The following is a 9277-nucleotide window of genomic DNA, read 5'->3' on the forward strand; positions in this document are numbered from 1 at the left end:
TGGCCTCAGAAATCCCCATTTTACGGCACACCTCTTCCACCCGGGTGCCGGTTTCGGCCTGTTTCAGCGCAAACGCTATCTGTTCTTCGGTATAACGGGTCTTTTTCATCGTATTTCAGTTCCTTTTTCGAACGAAGAAAAGCCAGAAACACTACTTTACACCGGTACTGTTTAAAGGGAAGAGATCACTTTTTCGGGGCACTAAAATCGGAGTGTTTTTACCTTCAGGCGTTCGGAAGCATTACAGAACTCAGGAAAGCGGTGGATGAATACATCCATTATTACAATCACGATCGTATCAGTCTGAAACTAAAAGGTCTGAGTCCGGTTGAATATCGGACTCAAACACGGTTAGCCGTCTGATACAAATTGTCCAACTTTATGTGGTCAGTTCAGACAGGGCGAGGAGCAGTCACTATGCCTTATATATTTCCAACGGTCCAGAAAGAAGGGGTACCCACTTCTTTCCAGCTAACTTTAGGTATTCTCCCGAACGCTCTTGGAACCAGCCCTGGATATCCACAATCGATATCTATACGCACCTTCATACTTTTTGCAAACAACAAATTGTCGAAATGATAGATATATGATTTTTTCTCATCCGGATAGTATTCAGATGTACCGACATACTCCACTATTGCATTGTTCTTGTCACGAAGCTCGCCATAATTGAACTCACTATAGAAAATAACCCGGAAGCCACGTGGTACGGTGAGGTTTATAATCCCTGCTCCTTTTGATGAGCTCTTCACGAGTTCACTTCCAAAATTATTGTAGTCTCCAGGACCATACTCCCTGACTTCTATTATATTGCCAATCTGGAATTCCACTTTTATTACACAATCGTCTCTACTGAAATCATCCCAGGGCTCTTCATAGCGTTCCTTATTTGCGGGCAATGTCAGGTTATACCAGCCACCGCCGTAATAATAGCCATCCTTATCTTTATAGTTATTGACTTTTTCTATTTTATTCATAGCGCTAGAATAAGCCGCGGTACATATATCATTGAAATATATAGTTTCGGTAGCATCCGTTCTGAGTGGTTGGTTGATTTTATCGCCCAGGATTTTCATATAATTACTTGCTGCCATATCATATGCTTGACAAAGGCTATGTATCCCAGTATTGATGGCAAGGTACATCCGCATTCTGGCATAAATCATACCCCTTATCCATTCGATTCTATCCAAATCGTCATGGCCACACAAACTGTCCCACCGGTCATTTTTCCTGCGTAGTACCTTATCATATACTTCATACTCACCAGCAAGTAAATCTATAGTCGCTATACCAATATCATCAATACTATATAAATCATTTAGAGAATAATCGCGAAGCTTTCCTAAATAGCGATACCAGTCATCAAAAAATTCAGCGCACCTTTCTAGCTCTGGATTGATATTATCATTCACCTTAAGGCATGATAATCTGTTATAGATAGTAGTCAGATACATGCTTGCCAACGGAATAACAAAATGACGAGTCCCGTAAACGAAATCACCGCTGCGCTCTGGTTTAAATAAAGAGATTGATAGTGCGTGCAGATCATTAATGATATGTTCCCAGTCCTTAGCTTCCCCCATGCTTGGCTTATTTTTGTTTCTGTTTTCGTTCTCTACGCTTACCATTCTCATAAGATAAGCGCTGACAGCATTTCTATATTTATTGAAAACTTCCTCCTGGCGATAATTTTCCAGTGCTTTATGAATTCTATCATCAACCTCTTTAAGGATGCTGGCCCTTTCCGTATCAGGATTGTTTTGGTCCAAAACCGAGGTCAGCACTCCCAGAATAGCTGCACCGCCAGGAGAGAATAGACTCAGCACTGCGGCCCCCGACTTCATGATGGCTAGAGCAAGCTGTGTGGTGTCTTTTTGACTCAAGATATTTAATGTTTCGGTAGAGGCTACAATTAAGGCATCTTTTAAATTCTCTGTAATAACGCTGGGTACAGAGCCATAATATTCCCCAGAGGGTTTATTTATATTCGGTCTGATATTTGGGAAGAGGTCTTTCAATAAGTCTGGTTTAATTAGTTTATAAACATCATCATCTGCAGTTAGATTGTTGTCAAACAGGCTATCTTTCATTTGTGACCAATCCGGTTTTTTGAATGCCCTCCCGGTTATCAAAGATATAATATCCACTAACTCATCTATCGGTAAGGTTAGTGCATATTTTTCCGATAGTTTATCAGAGAGCACGTTCCGAACGGTGAAATACAGCGATTCTTTTGGGTCATGGATGTTAGTCCATTCAGTTAATGACTCATTTGTATCTTTATCAAAAATATAAATAAATTCATGGTTCGCACCGCCATATTGTATCGTGATGCTATTCCTGCGATGCAGGAACGCATCTGTGAGTGTTTTTCTCAAATAATGAGATATAAAACCAGTATAGTGAATTTTAAAATCCTCTAACTGTTCTTTTTTATATGACTCAATGTGAGGTATAACAAGGGAAAGAAGGTATAGATATCTTGCTAAATAAGGGAAGGTGATTTCAGAATATTTTTTATCAAGTAATTCCTGCTCAATGTCCCCCAGTTTATCAATGATAACACCAATGTTATAGTTAAAGTCAATCTGAGAGATTGCAAGTGCATTTAAAACATTTATTATTTTTATAATAAGAGAAAATATAATCTTCAGTGTTGTTAAGAAGAGCGGGTAGTATCTCGCATGATTTATTACCACCATAATTATAGATAAGTCTTTGTATTCTTGAGGTGTAATCTTTCCAGTCATCATGGTAAAGGACGCTTTTGCTACAATCCTGCTTTGTCAATTTTAAAAACAAAGGGATTATATTTTCTGTTTTACATTCATTATTATTCTGTGCGTTTGCTTTTTTCGGTAACTCGCTGGATTTTCGTTTTGTTGACATAATAATCTCCTGTAGGAGAGTTATCTGTTTGCCTAAACCTAAGGAATAGTTCAGTGTCTATGTTATGTCAAGGTGGAATAATTTGCACACAACGCTGTCTGCTGTGGCGTGGCGCTCTCAATGAAAATATTGCGTTTACCATCCGTAGGTTTCCAGATGATGCCTCTGTAACTGATCTCTTCCCTTTAAACAGTACCCATGCAACGGAACTGCTGTCAGAAAGGTTGTATGGGATGGAGAAAAAGCGATGGCTGCGGATGCCTGCTCTGGATCAGTGCGCCTGAAAAATGGATTTCAGATTAAAAATACGACAAACATTGCATTTTCATACATAAACACACGCATAGCCATGTCATCGAAGGGATAGTTCGTGCTGACATTCATGGTCAGGCGCTCTATAAAGATGCGATTCAGATTCCTAACCATGAACCTTAGCTGTAAGCGTCACATCCAGACCGTATTGACGCTTACTATCGCGTGACACGCCCATGATCTTGCAGGCTTTTGATATGTTACCGAGTTCTTCGGCGAGATTGAGCAGGCCGGTTTTGTGTTTGATGATAGGATTGTCAGTATGAAGCATGAGAGTTACCTCGTGTTTTGTTTAAGGATTGGACACCCATATCAAAACCGGTAACTCTCAACCTTTCAAGGCCCAGTGTCAGATCAAGTCGCGACTAATACATTTTAGCCCTTATGCACGAAAGTCTCACATTGAGCAAAAATTAAACTTTCGATAATGGTTGTATTACTTTTATTCCCATCGCTATCCATAAAATATACTGGCGTTTCTTTACTTACCCCGCGTCTTTCAACCTCCCCAACAGATGCAGGCGTTATATAAGTATCTATAACGATATTAACACCGGGGGGAATGTTTGTGGTATCCCACTTAAATGAAAGTTCGGGGGTACGATTCCAGAGGCTTCCCGCCACCCAACACGCACTCCATGTAATACGTGGTGCTTTAAGGACATAAATACTCACCGGATTACTGCTGACCGGCGTGCCGGTCAGGTCAGGATGCAGGCTTCCCTTCGGCGTCACCGTCAGGCGCACCTCATAACCGGCATAGCTGGCGTCCGGCGTCCACTTCCGGCTCTTCGCGGCGTTACTCTGCGGCACCGTCCAGCCCTCTGACGGGGTCTGCCGGTACTCCCACTGATAGGACGACGCATCGCTGCCGCTGCCGTTGGCCTTGTAATCATAGGTCACGTCCAGCTCCATTCCGGCCGCCTTCTGCGCCGGCGCCTTCACATTCGCTACTGACGGCGCTGCGTAGATACTTACCGGATTACTGCTGACCGGCGTGCCGGTCAGGTCAGGATGCAGGCTTCCCTTCGGCGTCACCGTCAGGCGCACCTGGTAACCGGCGTAGCTGGCGTCCGGCGTCCACTTCCGGCTCTTCGCGGCGTTACTCTGCGGCACCGTCCAGCCCTCTGACGGGGTCTGCCGGTACTCCCACTGATAGGACGACGCATCGCTGCCGCTGCCGTTGGCCTTGTAATCATAGGTCACGTCCAGCTCCATTCCGGCCGCCTTCTGCGCCGGCGCCTTCACATTCGCTACTGACGGCGCTGCGTAGATACTTACCGGATTACTGCTGACCGGCGTGCCGGTCAGGTCAGGATGCAGGCTTCCCTTCGGCGTCACCGTCAGGCGCACCTGGTAACCGGCGTAGCTGGCGTCCGGCGTCCACTTCCGGCTCTTCGCGGCGTTACTCTGCGGCACCGTCCAGCCCTCTGACGGGGTCTGCCGGTACTCCCACTGATAGGACGACGCATCGCTGCCGTTGCCGTTGCCGCTGTAATCATAGACCGCTTCCAGCTCCGCTCCGGCCAGCGACGTCGCCGGCACCTCCACGTTCGCCACTGACGGCGCTCCGTACATCGTCACCACGTTGCTGATAACCTGCGCGCCCGCCGGCACCGGATGCAGTTTACCGACCGGCGTGACGATTACCCGGACTTCGTCACCGGCATAAACCCTGCCGGGCTTGTAGGTGCGTCTGTCATGACCGTCCTGCTGACCGTTTTTCCAGTCTTTCTCGTCTGTGCTGCCTGCCGGCCGCCACTGCCACTGGTACGTGGAGGCGTTCTCGCCGGTGCCGTTGCTCTCGAAGGTATACTCCGCCGTGAGCTCGCTGCTGCCCGCCTCCAGCCCGCCGCTTATTGTTACCCTGCCGTCTTTCACCGCCGGTGCCGCATATATCTCATACGCCGCTGACGCCACAGGACTGCCGCCGCCCGGCTTCAGCGTCGCCTTCAGGCCGGCACCCACCGTGGTGGCAGTGTAAGTGGCGCCGTAGCTGCCGTCGTTGTTGTCCGTCCAGTCGCTTTTCAGCGTAGCGTTCTCTACCGCCACTGTGTCGGCTGTCAGCATTGCCTTCTGGCCGGTGACCGCATTGCCCCGACTGTCCTTCATCATTACCGTCACGACCATATCACTGCCAGCCTCATAGCTGGCTTTATCCCTGGCGATTGACGACTTCGCCTGTGCCGGCGCAGACGCTGTCACCGCATAGGGCAGAGATTCAGCACCACCGACCCCGTCAAGCGTCAGCGACGCCTTCAGACCGGTACCCACCGTGGTGGCAGTGTAGGTGGCGCTGTAGCTGCCGTCGTTGTTGTCCGTCCAGTCGCTTTTCAGCGTGGCGTTCGCCACCTTCACCGCGCCGGCTGTCAGCATCGCCTTCCGGCCACTGACCGCATTGTCCCGGGCATCCCTCATCATTACCGTCACCGCGATATCACTGCCCGCCGTGTAGCTGGCTCTGTCTGTGGCAATGGTCGCCCGGGTCACCTGGTCGGCCGTGATGGCATACGCTGCCGACTCTGCGGGCCTGCCGCTGCTCAGCGTCAGGGACGCCTTCAGGTCAGTGCCCGCCGTGACGGCCGTGTAGGTGGCGCCGTAGCCGCCGCCGCCGTTGTCCCGCCAGCTGCCCTTCAGCGCGGCGTTCGCTACCGTCACCGCGCCCGCCGTCAGCACGCCCTCCATGCCGCTCACCGCGTTGCCCTCTGCGTCCTTCAGCGTCACCGTCAGCGCCATATCGCTGCCGGCCACGTAGCTGGCTTTGTCGCGGACGATGGTAGCCTGCGCCACCTGGCCGGCCGTGATGGCATAGGCTGCCGAGGTTTCGGGTTTGTCGCCATCCAGCGTCAGGGACGCCTTCAGGCCGCTGCCCGCCATGACGGCCGTATAGGTGGCCGCGTAGCTGCCGTCACCGTTGTCCTGCCACCCGCCCTTCAGCGCGGCCTGCGGCACCGTCACCGCATCCGCCGTCAGCAGCGCCGCCTGGCCGCTCACCGGGTTGCCGGCCGCATCGTTCAGCCTCACCGTCATCCTCATGTCCGTGCCGGACACGTAGCTGGTTTTGTCGGTCGCAATGTTCCCCTGCGTCCCCTGGCCTGCAACAAACGTCACCGTCACCGTTTTACCCTTGTCGCCGTCCGCGGCCGCAGCAGCGGTGACGCTGAACTGACCCGCAACTCTGCCGGTCAGCGTCGCTCGGGCCTGTCCCTGAGCATCCGTTGTCACTTCCGAAGAGTCGCCTTTTCCATCGATACTCAGCACGGGCGCCGTCAGCCTGACGTCCGCATTCGCCACCGCGTTACCGCCGGCGTCCTTAACCGTCGCCCTCACCGCATTCTGCGCCCGGCCATCTGCCGTGGCGTTGTCTGCGGTCACCTCCAGCGCGGTCACCCTCGCCGTACTGCTGTCGGCCACAAAGCTCACCGTTCTGTCCGCCGCCTTTTTCTGCTGCGCGCCGGTGCCGGCGGTAACCATGATGTCGCTGACCGCCGTCCTGGTACCGGTCAGGGTCACCGTGGCGCGGCCGTCTTTACCGGTCCGGGCACCACCGCTGATGCTGACGCCCGTTTTATCTGCTGCGGCCTCCACAACGGCACCTTCCACCGGGTTCCCCTGGTTATCCTGCACCATCACGCTGTAGTTAAAACTGCTCGCTCCACTGGCCGGTTTCATGATGATGTCACCGTCCAGCGCTACCGCTGTCACCGTCGCCGTACTGCTGTCTGCCGCCAGGCTGATAACTGCTTCCGGTATGCTGATACCGCGAACGGTCGGCGTCACGCTGTACCTGTCCGGCATCGTGCCGGCCGTCACCACTGCCGTATAAATACCGGCCGACTGACGCCGGAATGCGGTCATCGCCGGCTGACTCTTTGCCGCCGCAGCCGGTACAGCGTCCTTACCCGCGTAAGCCTTCTCTTTCGTGCTGACCGTGATTTCGCCTTCACCCACGTCCACCTGCTGGCCGCGCGAATCCTTCAGGGAGAGCGTCAGCGTCTGCTGCGTCCTGCCGTCCGCCGGCATCACTGACTCCGGCGGCGTCAGGGTACTGGATATGGCGCTGATGGCAGGCTGGGTAACCGTCACCTGTGCTTCAGCCCGCGCTGAAGTGTTGCCTTTTTTATCCACCGCCACGCCGCCGACGGTATAGGTGTTGCTGCCCTGTGCATCATACTGCCAGGCCGGCAGCACCACGTTATACCCGCCGGCACCGTCCGCCACGATTTTGCCGCCGCGCGCCAGCAGCAGCGGCGCATCCCAGTCAATATGGTCAAGCCCGTACTTGCTGTTCACCGACACGCCCAGCGATTTCATCTCGCCGCTCCAGCCGGTAATCAGAGGGCTCAGATGAAGGCGGATAACCTCCTTCTTGCGGTACTCCAGCACTATATTGTTATTGCGGTCCACCAGGTCATAGCGGCTGCCCGCCAGGCTGCGCAGGGCAGCCACCGCGTCCGGGCTGAACTGCCGGTGCCACGGCACGCCCGGCTGAATACGGAAATCGACGCCGAAACGGGTATCGCTCACGCCGGACTGCCCCTGCTTTCTTTCCGCGCTGAAGGTGACCAGCGGCACCGGCGTCCAGGTGATACCTGCCGTAACCGCCCGCGGGCTGCGCTGCCGGTGCTCGGTGCCGAAGAGCGCCACCTCATTACCGTAATACTGTTCATACATCAGCTTTCCGCCCAGCTGCGGATACGCCGGCAGCCAGGCTTCAGAACGCAGGTCCCAGCCGTTGGCCGGTCGCGCCTGATAATCCTCAAGCGCCTTAGCATCCCGCCAGCCGCTGAGCCGCAGATAGCGGTTGGCCGACAGCTTCAGGTTATCGCGACCGTACTCCAGCCCCAGCCCGGCGCGGTAGTGATAGCGTGACAGGTCATCATCAAAAAAAACGTTGCCGCCCGCCATCCAGTCACGCTGAAAGGTGCGCAGCCCCAGCCCCAGGTTGGCCTGAGTGCGGTCATCAGTGCGGTGCAGGCTGCCCTGAGCGAAAAACAGCCGGTCCTGCCGCTCCCACAGCGGGACCAGCATGTCAAAGCTGGAATTTCTCAGGGAGAGGTTTTTATCCGCATCAAGCTGTACGCGGGCGGTGCCGAACCGGCTGAGCCACTGCTGAATTTCGCCTGTCGCCTTACCCGTCGCCATACCGCGGGCAAGAGAGGCTGCCGCATCACCGTCCGGATGCCCGGAAAAAAATGTGCCTGTCCGTGAGGCCAGTCCCGCCACGGACTGCCCCACAGGGTCCGCTGTTTCTGATGACGGCGCGGGGCGTTTATCATCCCACGCAACCGCAGGCAACGGCGCCAGCGGTACGTCCAGCTCATCGCCGGCCTGCAGGTGGTCAAAGCCGCGGGCAAAAGTACGAAACTGATTGAGCCGGCGCAGAGCCTCCACCGTCATGTTGTATTTTTTTGCGACCGAGGCCACGCTTTCGCCCGGTGCCAGCGTCCGGGGCCGGGTATGCAGGGACAGAGCCTCCCCCGACTGTGGCAGGAAGTGCTGCGTCTTATTCTCTGCGGCCATTACCGGCGTAAACGCGCCGGCCAGGGGAAAAGCAAGCTGTATGGCAATATTGAGCCATGCGGTTGCACGCAGCAGATTTCCGCGCTCAGGCGTGAAGATACGGGACAATGGTATTGTCAGACGGCAGCTTGCTTTCATTATATTGATATCCGCAGGGAAAGGGGGATGGAACTTCGCACTGAACAGGACTCACCTGAAGTGCGGATAAAATTTTATTAACCCTGCTCAATTTCATCAGATGTTACCGATAAAGCTATCTGACAAGTCAGAAAACTGGTTCATGGTCAGGAGATTAAATCGGGTTCTGTCGCATTAAGAAATGGTCGGGTAACCTACTGTTTTTTTTGCAATGTTGTCCGGCCATGTCTCTGATCCAAAAATCCTTTAAACGCCTGCATTATCCCGTTGACGTTATTGCTCAGTGTGTCCGCTGGTATCTGACTTATTCCCTGAGCCTGCGCAACCTGGAGGAGATGATGGCTGAGCGCGATATCACCGTCGACCATTCCACGCTTCACCGGTGGGTTATTCGTCTTGTCCCGCTGCTGGA

3 protein-coding genes and 3 pseudogenes are annotated in these 9277 nt (G+C 53.4%); 2 read left to right on the forward strand and 4 right to left on the reverse strand.

Annotation, left to right across the window (positions count from 1 at the left end; translation table 11 throughout):
• Positions 1-109: transposase (locus tag BTJ39_RS23510; RefSeq protein WP_139356375.1), on the reverse strand; the 109-nt coding region annotated here is incomplete at its 3' end.
• Positions 110-183: 74 nt separating this feature from the next.
• On the opposite strand from BTJ39_RS23510, the pseudogene BTJ39_RS23515 reads away from it, so the two are divergent.
• Positions 184-363, forward strand: a pseudogene (locus BTJ39_RS23515) (IS3 family transposase); the annotation flags it as partial.
• A 59-nt stretch (positions 364-422) separates the two neighbouring features.
• Here BTJ39_RS23515 and BTJ39_RS23520 read toward each other — a convergent pair.
• From BTJ39_RS23520 to BTJ39_RS23525, 3 genes and pseudogenes are all read right to left on the reverse strand, one after another.
• Entirely contained in the window at positions 423-2756 is a 2334-nt protein-coding gene (locus BTJ39_RS23520; RefSeq protein ID WP_078005101.1) for a hypothetical protein, read from the reverse strand.
• 593 nt (positions 2757-3349) lie between these two features.
• Positions 3350-3475 (reverse strand): annotated as a pseudogene (locus tag BTJ39_RS24420) (helix-turn-helix domain-containing protein); the annotation flags it as partial.
• 104 nt (positions 3476-3579) lie between these two features.
• On the reverse strand, positions 3580-8865 hold the full coding sequence (locus BTJ39_RS23525) for an inverse autotransporter beta domain-containing protein (RefSeq protein WP_078005102.1): 5286 nt from the start codon (positions 8863-8865) through the stop codon (positions 3580-3582).
• Positions 8866-9089: 224 nt separating this feature from the next.
• On the opposite strand from BTJ39_RS23525, the pseudogene BTJ39_RS23530 reads away from it, so the two are divergent.
• Positions 9090-9277: pseudogene (locus BTJ39_RS23530) on the forward strand (IS6 family transposase); the annotation flags it as partial.

Origin of the sequence: Izhakiella australiensis, assembly GCF_002006995.1 — a bacterium.
GTDB lineage: Bacteria > Pseudomonadota > Gammaproteobacteria > Enterobacterales > Enterobacteriaceae > Izhakiella > Izhakiella australiensis.

Coding starts and splice junctions, on each gene's coding strand:
- BTJ39_RS23525 (WP_078005102.1), bottom strand. CDS start 8,865: ATGAAAGCAAGCTGCCGTCTGACAATACCATTGTCCCGTATCTTCACG.
- BTJ39_RS23520 (WP_078005101.1), bottom strand. CDS start 2,756: ATGATGACTGGAAAGATTACACCTCAAGAATACAAAGACTTATCTATA.